Origin of the sequence: Paenibacillus hebaui, from assembly GCF_051934385.1 — a bacterium.
GTDB lineage: Bacteria > Bacillota > Bacilli > Paenibacillales > Paenibacillaceae > Paenibacillus.
This window is the reverse complement of the sequence record NZ_CP196836.1, coordinates 1,834,613-1,851,660: the sequence shown is the minus strand read 5'-3', so window position 1 is coordinate 1,851,660 and position 17,048 is coordinate 1,834,613. Positions and strand designations below refer to the sequence as shown.

The following is a 17,048-nucleotide window of genomic DNA, read 5'->3' as shown; positions in this document are numbered from 1 at the left end:
CGTTATTCTACCCGGCGAATACTTCCGTTTACCCCATGTTGCAGCAGTACGTCTGTAAAAGTAACCGTAGTTCCTTCCCCGATGGGGGATTGGGCAACTATGCCAACTTTGATCTCTTCTGGACAGTCCAGGCCAAAATAGCGGACCAGCTTCCACTTCTCTCCATCCTGAGAATAATGGAAAGCAAAGCTATTGCCTGCCCGAGCTACGCGCAAATATGGCTTGCTCACGTCCACAGGGGATGATACACAATCATCCGAGTTACCACGGGTAACCACACTAAGAATGGACGGCTGACCTTCAAAAAATTCAAAGCATACTTTGGCCCAATTTGTATCGTCTACCATAACCATTAGGCAGCCCGAGTCGTACTGTTCCTTCATATCCACCTGTACTTGGGTGACGAGACTGAAATCTCCCTTCATTACTGTATGTAGAAATGGAGCTGATGCTTTCACCGGCGCACCTGCCGGATCAATGAAAAAGTCACTTACTGGGGAAACGGTAATCGTTACTTTCCCGTCCTGGATGGACCAATCTTTGGGCTCATTCAACCATTCCAGATTGGCAGATAACGTTTGGCCTGAGCATTGTTCGAATAGATTCGTCATGTGGCACACCCTTTGTCTCTAAGTTTGAATTAGCTAATTTTTCTATTGTATTCGGTGCATAACGGAACTAATCCTCTCGGATTGGACCAAAGCTTTACACCAATAACAAACACCCTTATTGCAATTGCACGTTATGGCACGGGTCAAGATGGAAGTCATCTTGGCTTAAATACGTGTATGAGGTTGGATGATATGTTCGTCCCACACCTGTACTTCAATATATCGTTCTGGGGCCTGATCGCCCTGACAGTTCCATTCCTGGGGCCAACCATAGGTCTGAATGACTTCCAGGATTTCATCCTTTGTATAGATCTGCTTACGGTAAGGCTTACCATCAGGATAACGCATTGTTGGAAAGAGGTCACCATAGGTAAAACTTACGGAATCAGCGGGCAGATCATCCCATGAGACCATAACCCAATCCGGTTCGGTATACCATGATTCCAGCCACGCACATGCGCCCAGGGTCATGTAATGAGGATAACGGTTCGTCGGTTTTCCACCTTTGGCGATATACTGTTCGTATGCTTTTTGCTCAAGCGTTCTGCGAATGGTCATGTAATCTGCCGATCGCTGACTGGCAAAATTCCGGCCCTCCTGCCGGATTTGCTGGGAAACAGCTTCCGCTTCATACTCGGACAGACTGGAAAGGTTAAGGAAAGGACCAAGACTTTTTTCGAAATAATGATACGCGCTCAAGTTTTTCATTCGAAGCTCGCCTCCATACTACATCTTTCCGTCCCCATATCCGTTAGTTATAGTGTACATCACGCCAACATGGATGGAAATAACTGTATTGAGATTTTCTTTTTATTTTGCAAAAATATTAGTCACCCTTGATGATACATATGGGGGTATCGAGATTTCCGCTAGAATCGGCGCAGCATATGGCACTTCTGAGCGAATATTGATCCGCACCACCAACCAATCCTACATCTTGTTCACTTCCAATGAGACCCTGTTCTTGAAAATCAGCGCCATGGTATCCAATAATGCAAATATGTATTAACTATAAATGAGCAAATTCGCTTCCAATAAACTGTAAAATACAAAAAAATAGAGACAAAGTGCAATCCTGTGTTAAAAAGTAGTCACCACAACAAACTTTTTCACGAGGAGCAATCACTATGTCTCATACTCACATCGTACCCGAACATGCCGCCATTCGCAACTTTTTATCGGAGCATCGCCTGTCCCTCTATTTCTCAAAACCGGTCATGAAGCATATCGAGTCGTACATGGTCGCTTCCACAGCCAAGGGATTTCGGGGGAAAGTCGTCGATGTAGCCGAATACAGTGATCGCCATCGGACAACCGTTGGGCATTTTCTGGCGGAAGGTAAATGGGACGAAAGCGTACTGAAAAATCGGATTAAGGCGGAAGCTTTGGCTCAGCTCACCGAAATCTCCAAGCAGACAACGGAGCCACTATTCGTTATTCATGACGATACGATTGCGGAGAAAACCAAGCCTTCGTCACAGGCGACATCTCCCATGGAACTTACGGGGTTCCATCATTCTCATTTGCGTAAAAAAGTCGTATTTGGTCATCAGCTTCAGGCTACCGTGGTCGCTTGTACTGACGTATCCTTGATTCACTCCATCGATCTGTATGATAAGAATCTGACGCATCCAGACGGGAAAATCGTTACGAAAATCGATCGAGTTTGTGCGCTTGCCAAAACACTTCCCTTGCCCCCTCATGGCGGTTATTGCTTGACAGACTCCTGGTTTACCTGTTCTCGAGTCATCGATACGTACGCTGCGGCAGGCTACCACTTCATCGGCGCACTCAAAACTAACCGAATTTTATATCCTCAAGGCATACGCATTTCTGTACTAGACTTTGCGAAGCACATCCCCAAGTCGGACGTTCGCCTTGTGACCGTGAACGGTTCCTCATACTGGATGTATCGCTATGAAGGCGCACTAAATCAGATCGCGAATGCCGTTGTACTCCTGTGTTGGCCTGGGCAGGCGTTTGGAGAACCCAAAGCCTTGCGTGCGTTTTGCTGCACCGATGTTTCACTGGAAACAGAGACCATCGCCACATATTACGCGAAGCGCTGGCCGATCGAAATCTTCTTTCGCCAGTCTAAAAACCTACTCGGTCTGGATACATACCAAGTGCGTACAGCCAAAGCCTTTATTCGGTTATGGGCGCTTTTGGCGTGGACACATCTGTATTGCACGGTTGGTTTAGGGCAGTCCTGTCCTTTTGGCGAAGGACTTCGTGTGGTCCGAAAGCAAGTTCAGCAAGATCGTCTTCGCTATGTCTACGAGTGCGCCCAAAAGGGGATTCCATTTGATATCGTCTGTGAGCGATTCCACATCGCCCAATGATATAATGGAGTTTTCTGTATCGATTTTTGCTCATTTATAGTATTAACCTATTTGCCTACCTCAATGACAAACCGTCCGCATTTTTTTTTAATAGTTGATCTTCTAAATCCAATATACTCCTAAGGTACAAACTATCTGGTAAGGAAGTAAACAAGCGCCCTAAAGATTTAGAGGTAAAGGCGCTTGTTTTTCTCCTTCTATTGCTCATCTACAATAACTTCAATTCTTTGGGTATTTGTTTTAAAAGTGTAGTTGCTGGCCTTGCCGTTCTTAGTTAAAGTAAATTCGGCAACAGCAGATATCTCATAGTCGCCTGGCTCTTTAATCTTATAATTAAATTTCTCGGTAATGGTTTTCTTTCCAGAAATTTCACGAATTTTGCCTACATCTGTGACAAACGAAGAATTAATCTGTCGTCCACTGCTATCTTTGACCAGAAATGTAAAGACCTTCTCCTTGCTGGCTATATGCAGTTTTTGGTTGGACTTCACATCAAAATTACCTATGACTGTAAACATTTCATTGGCCTTTACTTTCTTTGGAGCCGAGATATTGGCCGAGAAAAGAGAGTCTTCTTGCTTCTCCAATTTAGGTGATCCCTCCCATGCATTCAGCATAGCTTTATCCTCTTCTAGTAATTGGCAACCACACAAACTTAGGCAAACAAACAAAGCGATAAACAATTTCAAGCTAATTCACCTCCCTTTCAGAACAGACGTAGAATATTCAGAAATTGTTTCATAATTGGATATTTTATTGATCAAAAATTACAAAAATGGATATTATTCAATGAATTATCACCGAAATAAAACACAAATATATCATTTAATTGTATAATATTCCATGAAGGACGAAAATAAAAAAAAGGGGGGGGGAACTTACTACACTCTTCGTCTGTAAGTCTATTGAACAGTTCTAATACAAAAGAGAAAGGAAGATTAAGATGAAAGTCAAAAAATTAATAGGTTTAGTTACTCTAGTTTCGTCTATGCTACTTAGCTTCAATATGAGTGGAATTTCAAGTGCAGAAGCAAATAATGATTATCAATGGAAGACCTTAACCGGGTCCATCTGGGATATTGCAGAATACACACAGATAAACAATTTGAACGAAACTCCATATCCCTTGCAAATGTTCAACTCTCAAGAAAAGCTCCAAACTACATCTCTCTTAGGTAATTATGTGGAGAAAAACAGAATTAAGTATGATATTCCTATAATTAAAAAATTAATAGAAAACGAACCCACAAAATTTTCGGGACATTATTACTCTGAAGATAAGGGAACAGTGGTAGTACAGATTACTCAAGATTCAGAACAATTGAAAACAAAAGTTATAAATTCGGTTCCAAATGGCGACAAAATTGAGTTTCAGGTCACAAAATTCTCTTGGAAAGATATAGAAGATGCGAAGAAAACTATTAGAGAAAATATTGAGCCCGGTACCGTTCGCGCCCTTATTCCGGATGTACAAAATAATAGACTAATTGTAGCGATGGATGAAGGTGCTAAACTTAGTGAAGAAACATTTGCTAATCTTATTGAAAACTCAGATATGCTTGAATTCACAACTTTACCAGCTTCTTCACTCAAAATTGAAACGGATAATACTAATTACGGTTCTCAGTTCCCTATGGGCTCAAAAATAGGAGGGGATTACCAAAAAGTAAGTGAAGATAAATATAGTTACAGTGTTTGTACAGCAGGGTACTTCGGAGTAAATCAAAATAACCAAGAGGTGCTAGTTACATCTGGTCATTGCCAACCAACAAACACAGTCAATGCCTGGTACCAACCCACTTGGAGTTACTCTACTATTGGAAATTTCACATTCCGAACAACATCTTCAGGGGATGGTTCAAATGCTTCATCGGATGCTGGATATATAACATTAAACTCTGATTATTCAGGACGTCCAAGAGTTCCATACCCATCCACTTCAAATATGGCTATGGTTACCGGTGTTTATGTTAGTGATACCCCTGGAGATACAGTGTATTTAAGGGGAGCAAATAGCGGTACTACTACTTCAGGGAAAATCGCTTATTCAAATGTTGATATTTATTGGGGAGGGGCTGGGTACGGATACAAACATAATGAAATACTTGCCACAGGATATACTTCCATGGGAGGCGATAGTGGAGGCCCCATCTTGACTAACTACGCCTATGACAATTCGCTCCAGGGCTGGACATTTGACTTGGCTGGTACCCATACTGGCGTTGTGACTCTAACTAGTACCCAAAGTTCTGTACTGCCTGGAACCTATAAAGTGTATGAGCCTATCTGGACTACTTACAGTGATTTAAACCTCTCAGGAATTACAGTTATCTCCAAATAAAAAGGTAACATCCGGCCCAAGTTCTTTTATAGATCTCGGGCCTTCATATCTTGCCAAACCAAATGAATAGGCTGTACCATAAACTTCACTTTGGCGGATCTTCGGAAGTCTTGTTATAAAACAGATCATTATCTCCGCCAGAAGAGGCAGCAATCTCCCAATTAACCCACCTCACCGGAACGTTTAATACTCTCCATAAAATATCGCTGTACGAACAGATACAATATAATCAGCGGTGCAATCGCCAGAAAAATGCCCGGTGTTCACGAGGATGGAAACCCCACCGCTGTATGTGATTCGGATCACACCTGCCTGAATCTGTTCATGCTGTACGATCTGCTGATTCCTCATACCGCGAAAAACCTGGTTCGCTTCCTTGTACAATTCAACGGCTTCATCCACCCAATATGCATACTCTGTAGCGTAATCCGAATCATAATTCGTCAGTTTTAGCTTGGATGATGGTTCATAACTCTACTGAAAATGCGGTGATGCACCAAGTTCCAGACTACGCAGCAGATGTTTGCGCAAATCTTGATCCCCTGACGTGTTCATAGCGGAAGTCGGATAGTCAAGGTATCCATGAATAACCATTTCGTAAAAGGGGACTTCCTCATCGGTTATGTTGAATCGGCTGGAACTAGAAGGCACATCCACAATACGGAGAGCAATGTGGAGAAAAAACTGATTTTGGCTGATGTCATAATTGGGGAACAATACGGAAGACACAGCGGATAAGCGATACTATGCCAAGACATCAAAATACCCCCATAGCCAGTGATCTGCTGGCTTGGGGGTATTTCGGGTTCGTTGTCATAAAAACCAGTTAACCGTTCATTCTACGTATCTGTCCGTACATCATCCCAGTCCTGATCCAGATAACAGATTAGCCAATTGAGTGCACGGTGACGTTCGTAAGCTACTCCTCCATTTAGTCCCGCGGGAGGTGTTTGGTCCTTCACACAACTGTCCACACACACCCAATTGTATCGGTAGATCAGGTCTGCTGCATCCAGAATTTCGTTTTTGGAGCGGAGCTGTCCCCCGGCTATAAAGACTTCAACATCGTCACATTTTTGCAAATATCCTACAGCCTTTTCTACGTTACAGAGATCTACCGGAGCTCCAAGTTCCTTGACGTAGCCAAGCGCCCAGAACATCACATGATAAGCTTCGTAACCCCATGAAAAGGAGATAATCTCCTGATGCTCGGCCCCATGTTGCTCTATAAACCCTCTCTCCACAGGTGAAAAGAACGAAGCTGCATCATACTTGTCGATCACTTCCTGAACCAGTGCTGCTGTATCTTCGGCACTCTCCCCCGCTCCCAGGCACTCACCCTTGAGTGCTGCAATACACAGGGCAACCGCACGCCTTGCGACTTCCTCTTCACTTCGGATCACGGCCTGCTCATCCCCTGCTCTTGCAGGCAAATGAACATTGAACGGGATTCCTTGCTCTGTTAGAAGCTGTTCAGACCGCTCTTTACGCTGAATGGCAGACTCCGACGGAGGTCTGACATCGTCCAGAAAACTGGTGTGCGCTGTCACTTTGTAATCCTCAACCTCGGATTCTCCGTTAACATCCAGCAGTAGCTGGCCTTGTGCATTGAGCAGAGATCCACCTCCCCAGAAGATGACAGCATCCAAAGCATCGGCCAAGCGCAATAATTCGCCCAAGAATTCTTCCGATATGTCCTCTTCCGTCTCAAAACCAACCACCATGTTCAGTGTGGAACATTTGATCAGTACCTTTTCCTGAAGCGAAGCACTACGACCCTCAATCTGACTCAGAAACCCCAACATTCCCTGAATCATTGCTGTAAATTCCTCAGGATGTGTCTGGCTGGTCATGATATTGAAGCCCTTTGTTTTCTTAATGAACCATATCTTCTGAATCACTTGAATATGAGTTTTGTCTTCCTGACGCTCAATCGTATCCTCTGGATAAATGGATTGAATAAGTCCAAACAGCTGATCCAGGTCAAACCGGGAGCTGTATATCGCACAATTTCTCATGAGGTTCACCTTCTTCTCTCTATATAAGTTCAACTAATGAATATTTACACTGTCACTCCGATGACAGAACAACCTTCCGATCGCTGTTATCCCCAGATTTTTCGATTCCCCTTTTAAGGGAAAAATCAGGTGATAAAGGCGCACGCTTCGCTTCTTCAGACTGGTTCTGCACTCTCCGTTTCCGTGTGTTTTTAGTGATAAACTAATAACAAAGAGCGTTTATTCTCAGCAGCGCTTTAAGGGAGGGCGTATTATGTTAAGTATCAAAGTACAGCAAGTAGAGCATCAACTTGTGATTTGCTGGCAGTTTTCCAAAATTGAGATTCCGATCGCAGATATCAGAGTGGTTACTCTTGACGATACTTATGGTGGTAGCGAACCATCAGCCATTCGAATAGGCGCAGCGTATGGCGCATCCGAAACGATCCTAATCCGTACAACCAATCAGTCCTACATTCTGTTCACTTCAAATGAGGCATTGTTCCCGAAAATCAGTGCCCTGGTATCCAGCACCACAGGTTAGCTCATTCAGGACTCCACCCATTCACAAGAAAACGTCTCATATAAAAAAACGTCAGCATTCGCATAATTCACTTATGCCTTGCTGACGCTTTTTTAAGTTGGGTATACGTTCAGATGGTAGCCCCTCCTCCAGCTCCACTTTGGTAATTGATCCAGTGTAATGACCTCTTCGCTGTTGTACACTTCTTTTAAATAGGCTACTTCATTATGATTGACATCCCTCAGGAATCCACCCGTCCAGGTACAGAACCAACTCCAGTATACACGCTGTTCCTTCATCTGCTTCAGGGATGGAGCCGTTCTCGGCTAGTGCAATAATTTTACTATTCTGCACCAGCTCACGCAGGTTATCGTAACGTTCAGCAAGTGGATCGTGATCCCCTGCTTTCGCATATACATCCACACTCACAATGTCTACCACATCATCTCCCGGATACCATTCGGGCTTTTCGGAGTTCCAGACCCAGATCAGATTGTCCAGCTGGAACTCGTTAACCACCCGATCATATAACAGGCGGTATAGCCGCTTTGCAATGTATTCTCATTAATCCAGTTCAGATTGCTGTAATCCTGCTGACCCGAAAGTACTGCTTTCCCATAACTCTCCACCAAGTACTTCATCAGTTCTCTCGCCTCGAAAGTCGCTGCTTCGTTGACCAGAATACTGCTTATTTGACGATCCGTCACAACTACTCCCCCATCTATGGCATAGTGCACATCAGTCGAAACCTTGAAAGATTGAATCACATATGATGTATGCCTTAAGCCGACCCCGCTTAACCCACCACACCAGAACGTTCAATACTCTCCACGAAATACCGCTGTACAAATAGATACAATATAATCAGCGGTGCAATCGCCAGCAAAATGCCCGTATCCACGATCATCGCGACATAGTTGGGATCTGCCTTGATACCCGAGTTTGAACCAAAGCCCATCAGTTGGGGTATCAACTGGTTTGCCTGAGCAGGCAATGAAGCAATCTTCAGCGAGATCAGCGGACTTTCACTCATAAACAGTGCCGAATAGAACGTATCATTGTACTGCCAGACAAAGGAGAACAAAATCACGGTAATCAGCGGTGAAATCGCGTTGGGCAGCATAATGCGGGCAAATGTTCGAAATCCACCCGCACCGTCGATTAGGGCCGCTTCTTCGATTTCTTTCGGCATGCCTTTGAAGAACTGACGGAAAATATAAATGAACAACCCCGCCTTCAGCCCTCCTGCTGTTGCCGCGGTAATCATGGAAGGCCAGTACGTATTCAGCAGATTGATGCCATCCCTGCCCGTAAACAGCTGAATGATGCCCAGAAAGTCAAAGCTGCGGAAATGCAGATACATGGGTACCATCAACGTACTTGTCGGCACCAGAATGGTGAGAATCACCAATACGAACAGCAGATTGCTGCCTGGAAAAGAAAAACGGGCGAAGCCATATCCGGCAAACGCACAGGATATCGCTGTCAAGAGCGTCGTGATCGTGACGAACAACAAGGTGTTCGCCAGCAATGGCAGATAATCCATCACCTGCGCCGCAAGCTTGATATTATCCAGCGTAAAATGCTGGGGAATCATGTAGATGGTTGGATTATAGATATCCTGTTTATCTTTGAATGTTACCGAGATTTTAAGAAACAACGGATACAAAATAATAAATGAAATGCCAATGACCAGTGCATATCTGAATATGGAATAGAGGAGGTCCGAAGTCTTGTTTCTGACCTTCTGCATGCGGTAATTTTCCCTCGGAACCACCACCATACGATCCGTTCCCGACACAGCCATAGTCTGATGCCTCCTTCAACGTTAACCGTCAGTTGTAATGAACCCGCTTCGACAGTACCCAGCCGACAACGACCAGTACGAGACCGATCACCAGTGTATACAGCCAGGACATGGCTGAGCTCAGACCGAAGTTCTGGGTCTTAAACGCCGTCTGGTAGATGGCCTGCGTCACAGGGCTACCCGCAAACGAATCAATAATCGTATAGATGACATTCGTCAGAATCAACGGACTGACCATGGGAAATGTAATTTTCCAGAACGATTCATAAGCCGTTGCCCCTTCGATCTTGGCTACTTCGTACATCGAACCCGGTACCGATTGCAGCGCGGCGAGGAAGATCAGAATCTGTACCCCAGAGCTGCTAATAATCTCATAGATCCGCATGATGGCTTCAACGATATAATCCACGTACGCTATGGGTAAACCCACATTGGCCAGCATCTGCACAATGGAAACGACGTTGAATGAGGCTCCACCATCGGCAGATGCATCAACTGCACTAGCGTCTCCCATGAGATTGATCAGACCAGCGGACTCTGCAGCAGCTACCGCACTGGAGGCCAGAATAACCGGAAGGAAAAAGATGGCGCGTGCCATCGTTCTTCCCTTGAACTTCTGATTGAGCAGGGTTGCCGTGAACAGACTGAAGAACAGAATCATGGGCACATTCAGCAGCATCGCCCCAACCGAGTCAATCAAAATCCGATTAAATGTAGCGTCAACCAGAAGGGCATCCTTGAAATTTTTCAGTCCTACAAAGTCAAGAACGTACCCTCCAGGAGCAACGGATAAATTGCTGAAACTGAACCGAATCGATTGCAGTAGCGGCGTGGCAAAAAGGAAGATGAAGCCAATCAGCCACGGCGAGATAAATGCAAGCCCAAGCAGTGCTCTCCGTGATTTTAGGGATAATCGAATGGTTCTCATCCGTTCACTCCTTCCAGCGCATAATCCGCTCCGCCCACCGTAATTCCATCAACCGTCACCGGTTCAGCGGTATAGTTCACGAGGATGGAACCCCCACCACTGTATGTGATCCGGACCACGCCGGCCTGAATCTGTTCATGCTGGACGATCTGCTGATTCCTCACACCGCGTAAGACCTGATTCGCTTCCTTGTATAATTCAACGGCTTCATCCACCCAATACGCATACTCTGTAGCGTAAGCCGAATCATAATTCGTCAGCTTCAGCTTGGATGATGGTTCATAGCTCCACTGAAAATGCGGTGCTGCACCAAGTTCCAGACTACGCAGCAGTTGTTTGCGCAAATCCTGATCCCCTGACGTGTTCATGGCGGAAGCCGCATAGTCCATGTATCCATGTATAACCATTTCGTAAAAGGGTACTTCCTCATCGGTAATGTTGAATCGGCTGGAACCAGAAGGTACATCCACGATATGCTCGGCATATCCCCAAGCATAGGCGTTAGCCGATGATACCATCAGGTTTGGATAAACCTGCTGCAATTGGCCAAGCTGTTCCTTCACAATGTTCTTTGCCGTCTCCCGGTGAATCACACGGCTATCGCGATAATCAGAGGAAAGTACCTGCCCAAGATCACGCAGTGATAATCCGCTAAGTTCCAGTTTGTTTATTTTCTCGGCAAACTCACTCACCACATAAGGAAGTTTGGCGGCCGAAAGCAGATAATAGCTATCCTTGTTTTGGTCCATCCGATTGAGGGCTGGACTGTATGGATACAATTCGGCTGTCTCTTTGGTTACAAATCGTGCTGCATCAGAAGATGGCGCAAAACGCCAATCATCGTGATAGATCCGCTGGAAGGCTACATCCGGAAACAGGGCTCCTCCGGACTGCTTCAGCTGGGCAGACAATTCCTGTAGTTCGGAACGGCTCCCCACCTCACCGTCCAACTTCACCCGGGTTGGCATACGATGGCTGAAACCACCATTGAACCACCCCTGGTACCTCATCTGAATGTGGTTCACACCTTCCTGCTGCAACTTCGTGGCAATTTCTGAGGCCTGTTCGTAAGTGGTCATGGCAATCGCCGTCCGATAGGGCACACCCAGGAATGAAGCCTTTTTGTCCACCGCACCAAGCACATCGACGTAAAAAGGTAGTTCTGACTGATCTTCCAGCGGCTTCAGTACATCCTGTTGTACTAATTGCTGCTGATACAAGCGAGCCATGCCGGAATAACTGGCAGCTTTCCCGTTAAGGAAATGATATCTGACCTGAATGTCACCACGGAACGGCTCTTCACTAAGCAGCTGAATCTCCTGCATTTTCTGTGAAGTATACATCTCCAGCTCATCCTCACCCCGCAGGGAGAAGGTACTATAGACATGGTTGTAACTATTTTGCCTGCCTCCAATATCCGCAGAGATACTGGCAATGCCGTCCCCTTTTTCAATCACAGCAAACCAGGCATGTTCCCCGTTCTTCAAACCAAAGACAGGCATATGCGCAGACTCACTGACCTGAGGTCGACTGAGCGAATTATCGTTCGGGTCTGCACCGTACACGCGCTGTACATACTGCTCTTCCTTGATCTTTCCGTTGTTCAAATGGATCAGGCTGCCTGAGCCGTCGGGTACAAACATATAACCCTCATCCTTCGTATCCGCCGCACCGAAATAGGCGAGCAGATCCATATTGCGAATGCGGTATTGTCCGCTTTCTTTCACCTGACTTAGAGGCACCGTCACAACCAATGAACCTTGATCCAGCCGATATTCCACCGGAATGACGAAGCTGGGCTTATCCGATGCACCACCGCCTTCGACCCCGTTTTCCTGATTGTCAAAAGCAAGATCGTCCGCCGTATACCCCGCCGTATTGAACGCTTCAAGCATCTTGTTTAGTACCAGTTGTTTTGAGACCTGGCCGTCCAAACGTTCCAATACATCCGGATTATTCTTGGTTGGATAATAACGTGCAGATGTGTATTTTGCGACGGAAGCATCCAGTTTCGAAAGAACCTTCTCTTCCAGACGCTGTTTGCTGATCATTTTGGGCAGCGCGTCAATGCCAAGAGAAGTATCCCCAAGGGTGTAGACGATTCGAATCCCCTGATCCACATTGACGGCTGCAAATTGTTTATTGCTGATACTGGAGCTGAAATTCGGGAAGTTCTCCAGCGTCCCGATCGCGTCCCGGAAAGACACGTTCAACTGGGACGATAGAACGTCTTTCTCATAGCCGGAAGCAAGACCATCCTCAGCACGTTCTTTCGGATTGCTGTACCAGATTTCTCCGCTGCTCCCGTCACGCACAGCGATTTCGGTCGTCTCTTCGTTATAATACAGTGCCAGTCCCTGGTCCTCAGCGACCAGTTGCATACCTGGCACCCCCTGAGAAGAGTCGCTAAGAAATTGCATTGAACCCGCCTCAGTTGCCGTCACTTCTGCAGAAGCCTCAACATAAGCCGTTACCTCTACAGCAGGTACTCCCCTGTTGTTTATATACAGCAGTCCGGCTGCAATCAGGATCACAGCTGCACTACCGGCCAGCACCGTATATAATCGTTTTCTTTTGATCACGGATGCCGCCTCCTTTAGGTTCGAAAAATCAACTCGCGATAAATGTTGTACCCGAATTCATATAACTGCTGTAACATACTGAACACCAGTGCTCCGAGGAATACGATAATGCCCATCACAATAACTGTTAGCAGCATCGTTATCACCGTTTTAATCACCGTGTACTGGTGTACTGTCATCATGCCGATGAACAGGAGCAGCAGGAACCAGAAGAATGCGATGCTATTGAACAGATAATAAAAAGCAGTCTCCTCCTGCACCATAAACCGGCTGATGACGATCATCGGGGCATAGACCAGAATAACCGGAAAGAGCGAGTATCCTGTCGCCAGAAAGATTTCCCTGAACTTGCCTTCCCCTTCCATCAAGGTCGTTACCGCCCAATTGGCCGTGCACCAAAGAAAGAACGGCACCGCAATCGTCGCGATCTCTAGTATGCTGTTAATGGTGCGAGGATCGACGTAATTGACGAGAAATCCCGCGTATTGCTTTTGCAAGATCATCATGACAATGGTAAGCGCCAGTGCTGCAAAAGCGACAAGCAACCGGCCCCGGTTATCCGACTTGAGATCCCAGAATGCATCAATGGGGTGAAAAATGAGATGCAGTGGAAACTTAATGTAATCCTGCTTCACGATCAGTCTGCCTCCTCCGTCTCCATTTAACCGCCAATCGGGTCAGGATCAGAATGAAAATCAGCGCGATGGCAAGTGTCAGAAAGGTGCCGAAATGCTCCTTCATCATCTCCCGACGATACCTTTTGAACGCGACAGAATAACTTTTGCGATCCATCCCAAGTTCGAAGTAACCCAGAGCTTCCTCGTTTTTCTTCTCCATCAGCAAGGATTTGCCGATACCGATATAGGCAATATCATAGTTGGCGTTCAGCTTCAGCACTTCTTTCCATATATGTACAGCCTCTGTATCCTCACCTTGATAATGAAGTGCAACCGCCTCATTCACACGGGCTCCAAATCTTGTCGGCTCATAGACAACAAGATTACTCTTCCCCCGGTCAAGAACCAACTGATGATCACCGGATTGCTCAATGGCGACAGGTGTTTTGAGCGTGCCCACCTGGTTTCCTTTGCCACCGTAGATGTAGAGCAGATGACCTTCGTCATCGTAAGTGAACACCCGGTTCTGTGTTGCATCGAGCACACTGTACACGCCGTTGCCCAACACTTTCACATCAATCAGTTTGGATGGGCCCGGGTTATTACGGAACTTAATGTCCCCTTTCACCTCGAAATAACCAAACCGCTTCAGCACATCTTCACCCGACGGATTCAGACGTTTGATCGGTTCATTGGAACCGGGATCGATGTTCGTGGCATATACAAAGCCTTTATGGTCGATATCCGCATTGGAGAACTCCGTGGGTACAAACAGGACCATCTGTGCCCGCTGCGCTTTGGTCGAGAACATACGCCAGATATATTCGCCGTAGTCCCGCTCCACCTTGTTGGTACCGACGTATCCAATGAATTTCCCATTCTCGTCAAACTGCATAATTCCCTCGTAGACACCCTGTGCCACCACATACACTCGACCTACACGGTCAACCGTCAGTTTCACTGGCTGAAACTGAAAATTGGTCGCGAGAATGTCGGACTCCGGCTTCGTGATGATATGGTTCAGTGCGCCTTCCGCATCCAGAACAACCACACGACTGTTCCCCGTATCGGCGATATAAATCTGTTCCTCTTCATCGACAAATAGTCCACCCGGAACACTGAAATTTTCTTTACTGCCGTCCATCATGAAGCCTTCAATAACACCCAGCAGCTTATAATCCGTGTCCAATACGACAATCCGGCTGTTGCCACTGTCCAAAATATAGATTTTCCCCGAAGGAGAGACGTTTATATCACTGGGGTCTTTGAATTCGCCAATACCCAGATCACTGCCCGAAATGGTGAACTGCGGCAGATAGGCATCCGGTGATGGAACGGCTTCCTTCCAGTAGTTGTAGTTATAACTCTCATACGGCGCCGGGGAGGCCACCGCAGGCACGGCATTCACCAGCAGCAGGGATACTGCCGCCAGGAGAACAAGCCATCTTTTCACTGTGCGTGCCATATCGTTCCCCCTTATTCCTTCATGCCTGAGCTCGCCATCGTCTCAATGATGCGGCTCTGTGAGAAAATAAACAGTGTAATCGGCACACTCATTAAAATAAGTGCCACCGCTGCACCCGCTCCGGCGCGGGATATTCCGCCCTGAATAATCTGGCCTGCTGCATAATGCAGTGTCTTCAACTGCTCACTGTAAATATATCCATTGCCATCACTTCCCCACAGCATCTGGAACAGCAGGATAATCAATGTGAGCCAGGCCGGTTTCACATTCGGCATCACGATGGACCAGAAAATCCGGTATTCACTCGCTCCGTCAATCTTGGCCGCTTCCAGCAGTGCATCCGGGATCTGCTCCATGAACTGTTTCATCAGATACAAACCGAGTGAATAGGCAAATGCCGGAATAATGACGGCCCAATACGTATCGATCCAACCGAGCCATGACATGATCATATAGTTCGGAATCGCCGTCACGGCAGGTGTAAACATCAGGGACAGCACAACCACCTGGAACATGAACGTTTTGCCCGGGAATTTGTGCTTGGCAAGCGGGTAGGCTGCTGCGGAAGCGAGCAGCACGTGACCCACAATGCCAATGCCCGTAATAAATACCGTGTTGAATACATAACGTGAGAATGGTACCCACGAGTCACTCAGCAGATTCATCAGATCGGTGAAGTTGCTGAATGTTGGATTTTTGACAAATAGTGTCGGTGGAAAAGTAAAAATCTCATCCAATGGTTTGAAGGCATTGTTGATCGCATAGATCAGCGGCAGTACCATGAAGGCACCAAATACGAGCAGAAGGGCAAACAGGGAGAGGCTTCCCGATAAAGAGCGGTTCACCCGCTTTTTGCCTGTCGCAATTGCAGCCATAGCTATTCTCCCACCCTTCGAAGCAGTTTCTGTACCAGCAAGTTGGTGCCCACCATAATCATAAACAGCACGGTTGCAATCGCCGACGCATAACCCATCTCAAACCGCGTTGTACCGAAGTCGATCAAATGGGTAACGACCGTCTCTGCCGCATAGTTAACACTCGGGAACCCGGCCAGTGCAATCGAGACATCCGCCACAGCAAAAGAGGTTGTGAGTTGAATGACCGCACCGAACATCAGCTGTGGACGCATCGAAGGCAGGGTGATATACCAAAGCTCCTGCCAGCGATTCTTGATCCCATCGACCGCTCCTGCCTCATATAACGTCCGGTCAACGGTCTGCAATCCAGCGATAAATGCTAGGAATCCGGTTCCGAGACTGAGCCATAATTGCACCAGAATAAGGATCGGCATAATATAAGCTTCCGTCTTCAGCCATTGGATCGGCTCCAGCAGAATGCCCCATTTGATCAGGAGTCCGTTGGCAATACCGTAACGATCTCCCGAAAAAATCATGAGCCATATAAAATAGACGTTCCCCGAGATGGAGGGTGCATAGAAAATCAACGTCATGAACGCTCTCCATTTGGGCGTTAACTCATTAATAATCCACGCAAACACGAAACAGGCAATATAACTGATCGGTCCTGTAATAATGGCAAACAGCAAGGTATTTTTGATGGCAATCAGGAATACCTCATCCTCCAGGAATAGCCGGGTATAATTCTGCCAGCCAATAAACCGTGGAAACTCCAGCATGTTGAAGTATGTGAAACTCAGTAGGATTGAGATGACAACCGGAATCACGGTGAACATGGTGAACAGAATCATAAAAGGTGCAAGCAGCACATAGGAATGTTTGCTCGCCTTCATCTCTTGAAGCTTCCAGCTCCACCATGATTTCATGCCCATCCTTGGCGATTTCTCAGGAGGACTGTTTTGTCCGTCTCGGAGTGAT

The 17,048-nt window shown here is 46.4% G+C and carries 16 protein-coding genes and 2 pseudogenes; 4 read left to right on the top strand and 14 right to left on the bottom strand.

Features of this window, described 5'->3' with window-relative positions; all coding sequences use genetic code 11:
- Positions 1-2 precede the first annotated feature (2 nt).
- Both ACR32F_RS08430 and ACR32F_RS08425 read right to left on the bottom strand, forming a co-directional pair.
- The gene (locus ACR32F_RS08430) at positions 3-611 is read right to left on the bottom strand and encodes a DUF1349 domain-containing protein (RefSeq protein ID WP_440117919.1); all 609 of its coding nucleotides are present in this window, start codon (positions 609-611) and stop codon (positions 3-5) included.
- Between the two features lie 165 nt (positions 612-776).
- Entirely contained in the window at positions 777-1,319 is a 543-nt protein-coding gene (locus ACR32F_RS08425) for a hypothetical protein (RefSeq protein WP_440117917.1), read from the bottom strand.
- A 73-nt stretch (positions 1,320-1,392) separates the two neighbouring features.
- Between ACR32F_RS08425 and ACR32F_RS08420 the strand changes: the two genes are divergently transcribed.
- Together ACR32F_RS08420 and ACR32F_RS08415 are read left to right on the top strand one after the other, a co-directional pair.
- Positions 1,393-1,620 (top strand): SunI/YnzG family protein, encoded by a 228-nt coding sequence (locus ACR32F_RS08420; protein ID WP_440117915.1) that lies wholly within the window; start codon positions 1,393-1,395, stop codon positions 1,618-1,620.
- A gap of 118 nt (positions 1,621-1,738) precedes the next feature.
- Positions 1,739-2,953 carry an IS701 family transposase gene (locus ACR32F_RS08415; protein WP_440117913.1) on the top strand — a complete coding sequence of 405 codons (1,215 nt, stop codon included), beginning with the start codon at positions 1,739-1,741 and terminating at the stop codon, positions 2,951-2,953.
- Positions 2,954-3,150: 197 nt separating this feature from the next.
- On the opposite strand, the gene ACR32F_RS08410 is transcribed toward ACR32F_RS08415, so the two are convergent.
- Positions 3,151-3,642 (bottom strand): hypothetical protein, encoded by a 492-nt coding sequence (locus ACR32F_RS08410; protein WP_440117911.1) that lies wholly within the window; start codon positions 3,640-3,642, stop codon positions 3,151-3,153.
- A gap of 254 nt (positions 3,643-3,896) precedes the next feature.
- Between ACR32F_RS08410 and ACR32F_RS08405 the strand changes: the two genes are divergently transcribed.
- Complete coding sequence (locus tag ACR32F_RS08405; protein ID WP_440117909.1) at positions 3,897-5,294, top strand: hypothetical protein; 1,398 nt, start codon at positions 3,897-3,899, stop codon at positions 5,292-5,294.
- Between the two features lie 315 nt (positions 5,295-5,609).
- Here the strand turns inward: ACR32F_RS08405 and ACR32F_RS08400 are convergent.
- Together ACR32F_RS08400 and ACR32F_RS08395 are read right to left on the bottom strand one after the other, a co-directional pair.
- Positions 5,610-5,945 (bottom strand): annotated as a pseudogene (locus tag ACR32F_RS08400) (DUF5696 domain-containing protein); the annotation flags it as partial.
- 188 nt (positions 5,946-6,133) lie between these two features.
- Positions 6,134-7,312 (bottom strand): DUF4272 domain-containing protein, encoded by a 1,179-nt coding sequence (locus ACR32F_RS08395; protein ID WP_440117907.1) that lies wholly within the window; start codon positions 7,310-7,312, stop codon positions 6,134-6,136.
- A 253-nt stretch (positions 7,313-7,565) separates the two neighbouring features.
- On the opposite strand from ACR32F_RS08395, the gene ACR32F_RS08390 reads away from it, so the two are divergent.
- On the top strand, positions 7,566-7,835 hold the full coding sequence (locus ACR32F_RS08390) for a SunI/YnzG family protein (protein ID WP_440117905.1): 270 nt from the start codon (positions 7,566-7,568) through the stop codon (positions 7,833-7,835).
- 92 nt (positions 7,836-7,927) lie between these two features.
- Here the strand turns inward: ACR32F_RS08390 and ACR32F_RS08385 are convergent.
- From ACR32F_RS08385 to ACR32F_RS08345, 9 genes and pseudogenes are all read right to left on the bottom strand, one after another.
- Positions 7,928-8,333 (bottom strand): annotated as a pseudogene (locus ACR32F_RS08385) (glycosyl hydrolase).
- A complete protein-coding gene (locus ACR32F_RS08380; protein ID WP_440117903.1) occupies positions 8,303-8,521 on the bottom strand; it encodes a glycosyl hydrolase in 219 nt (72 codons plus the stop codon). The pseudogene ACR32F_RS08385 and the gene ACR32F_RS08380 overlap by 31 nt, the downstream one beginning before the upstream one ends.
- A gap of 89 nt (positions 8,522-8,610) precedes the next feature.
- Entirely contained in the window at positions 8,611-9,621 is a 1,011-nt protein-coding gene (locus ACR32F_RS08375) for a carbohydrate ABC transporter permease (RefSeq protein ID WP_440117901.1), read from the bottom strand.
- A gap of 28 nt (positions 9,622-9,649) precedes the next feature.
- On the bottom strand, positions 9,650-10,549 hold the full coding sequence (locus tag ACR32F_RS08370) for a carbohydrate ABC transporter permease (protein ID WP_440117899.1): 900 nt from the start codon (positions 10,547-10,549) through the stop codon (positions 9,650-9,652).
- Complete coding sequence (locus ACR32F_RS08365; protein WP_440117897.1) at positions 10,546-13,131, bottom strand: DUF5696 domain-containing protein; 2,586 nt, start codon at positions 13,129-13,131, stop codon at positions 10,546-10,548. Before ACR32F_RS08365 ends, ACR32F_RS08370 begins: the two co-directional genes overlap by 4 nt.
- Positions 13,132-13,145: 14 nt before the next feature.
- Positions 13,146-13,766 carry a YIP1 family protein gene (locus ACR32F_RS08360; RefSeq protein WP_440117895.1) on the bottom strand — a complete coding sequence of 207 codons (621 nt, stop codon included), beginning with the start codon at positions 13,764-13,766 and terminating at the stop codon, positions 13,146-13,148.
- Entirely contained in the window at positions 13,747-15,213 is a 1,467-nt protein-coding gene (locus tag ACR32F_RS08355) for a gluconolactonase (protein ID WP_440117893.1), read from the bottom strand. Before ACR32F_RS08355 ends, ACR32F_RS08360 begins: the two co-directional genes overlap by 20 nt.
- An 11-nt stretch (positions 15,214-15,224) precedes the next feature.
- Entirely contained in the window at positions 15,225-16,088 is an 864-nt protein-coding gene (locus ACR32F_RS08350) for a carbohydrate ABC transporter permease (RefSeq protein WP_440117891.1), read from the bottom strand.
- A gap of 2 nt (positions 16,089-16,090) precedes the next feature.
- Positions 16,091-17,002, bottom strand: coding sequence for a carbohydrate ABC transporter permease (locus ACR32F_RS08345; RefSeq protein ID WP_440119742.1), 912 nt, complete (start codon positions 17,000-17,002; stop codon positions 16,091-16,093).
- Between the last annotated feature and the right edge of the window lie 46 nt (positions 17,003-17,048).

Bases quoted from the DNA above. Each gene is read 5' to 3' on its own strand.
- ACR32F_RS08430 (WP_440117919.1), bottom strand. From the start codon at position 611: ATGACGAATCTATTCGAACAATGCTCAGGCCAAACGTTATCTGCCAAT.
- ACR32F_RS08425 (WP_440117917.1), bottom strand. From the start codon at position 1,319: ATGAAAAACTTGAGCGCGTATCATTATTTCGAAAAAAGTCTTGGTCCT.
- ACR32F_RS08420 (WP_440117915.1), top strand. From the start codon at position 1,393: ATGGAAATAACTGTATTGAGATTTTCTTTTTATTTTGCAAAAATATTA.
- ACR32F_RS08415 (WP_440117913.1), top strand. From the start codon at position 1,739: ATGTCTCATACTCACATCGTACCCGAACATGCCGCCATTCGCAACTTT.
- ACR32F_RS08405 (WP_440117909.1), top strand. From the start codon at position 3,897: ATGAAAGTCAAAAAATTAATAGGTTTAGTTACTCTAGTTTCGTCTATG.
- ACR32F_RS08395 (WP_440117907.1), bottom strand. From the start codon at position 7,312: ATGAGAAATTGTGCGATATACAGCTCCCGGTTTGACCTGGATCAGCTG.
- ACR32F_RS08390 (WP_440117905.1), top strand. From the start codon at position 7,566: ATGTTAAGTATCAAAGTACAGCAAGTAGAGCATCAACTTGTGATTTGC.
- ACR32F_RS08375 (WP_440117901.1), bottom strand. From the start codon at position 9,621: ATGGCTGTGTCGGGAACGGATCGTATGGTGGTGGTTCCGAGGGAAAAT.
- ACR32F_RS08370 (WP_440117899.1), bottom strand. From the start codon at position 10,549: ATGAGAACCATTCGATTATCCCTAAAATCACGGAGAGCACTGCTTGGG.
- ACR32F_RS08355 (WP_440117893.1), bottom strand. From the start codon at position 15,213: ATGGCACGCACAGTGAAAAGATGGCTTGTTCTCCTGGCGGCAGTATCC.
- ACR32F_RS08350 (WP_440117891.1), bottom strand. From the start codon at position 16,088: ATGGCTGCAATTGCGACAGGCAAAAAGCGGGTGAACCGCTCTTTATCG.
- ACR32F_RS08345 (WP_440119742.1), bottom strand. From the start codon at position 17,002: ATGGGCATGAAATCATGGTGGAGCTGGAAGCTTCAAGAGATGAAGGCG.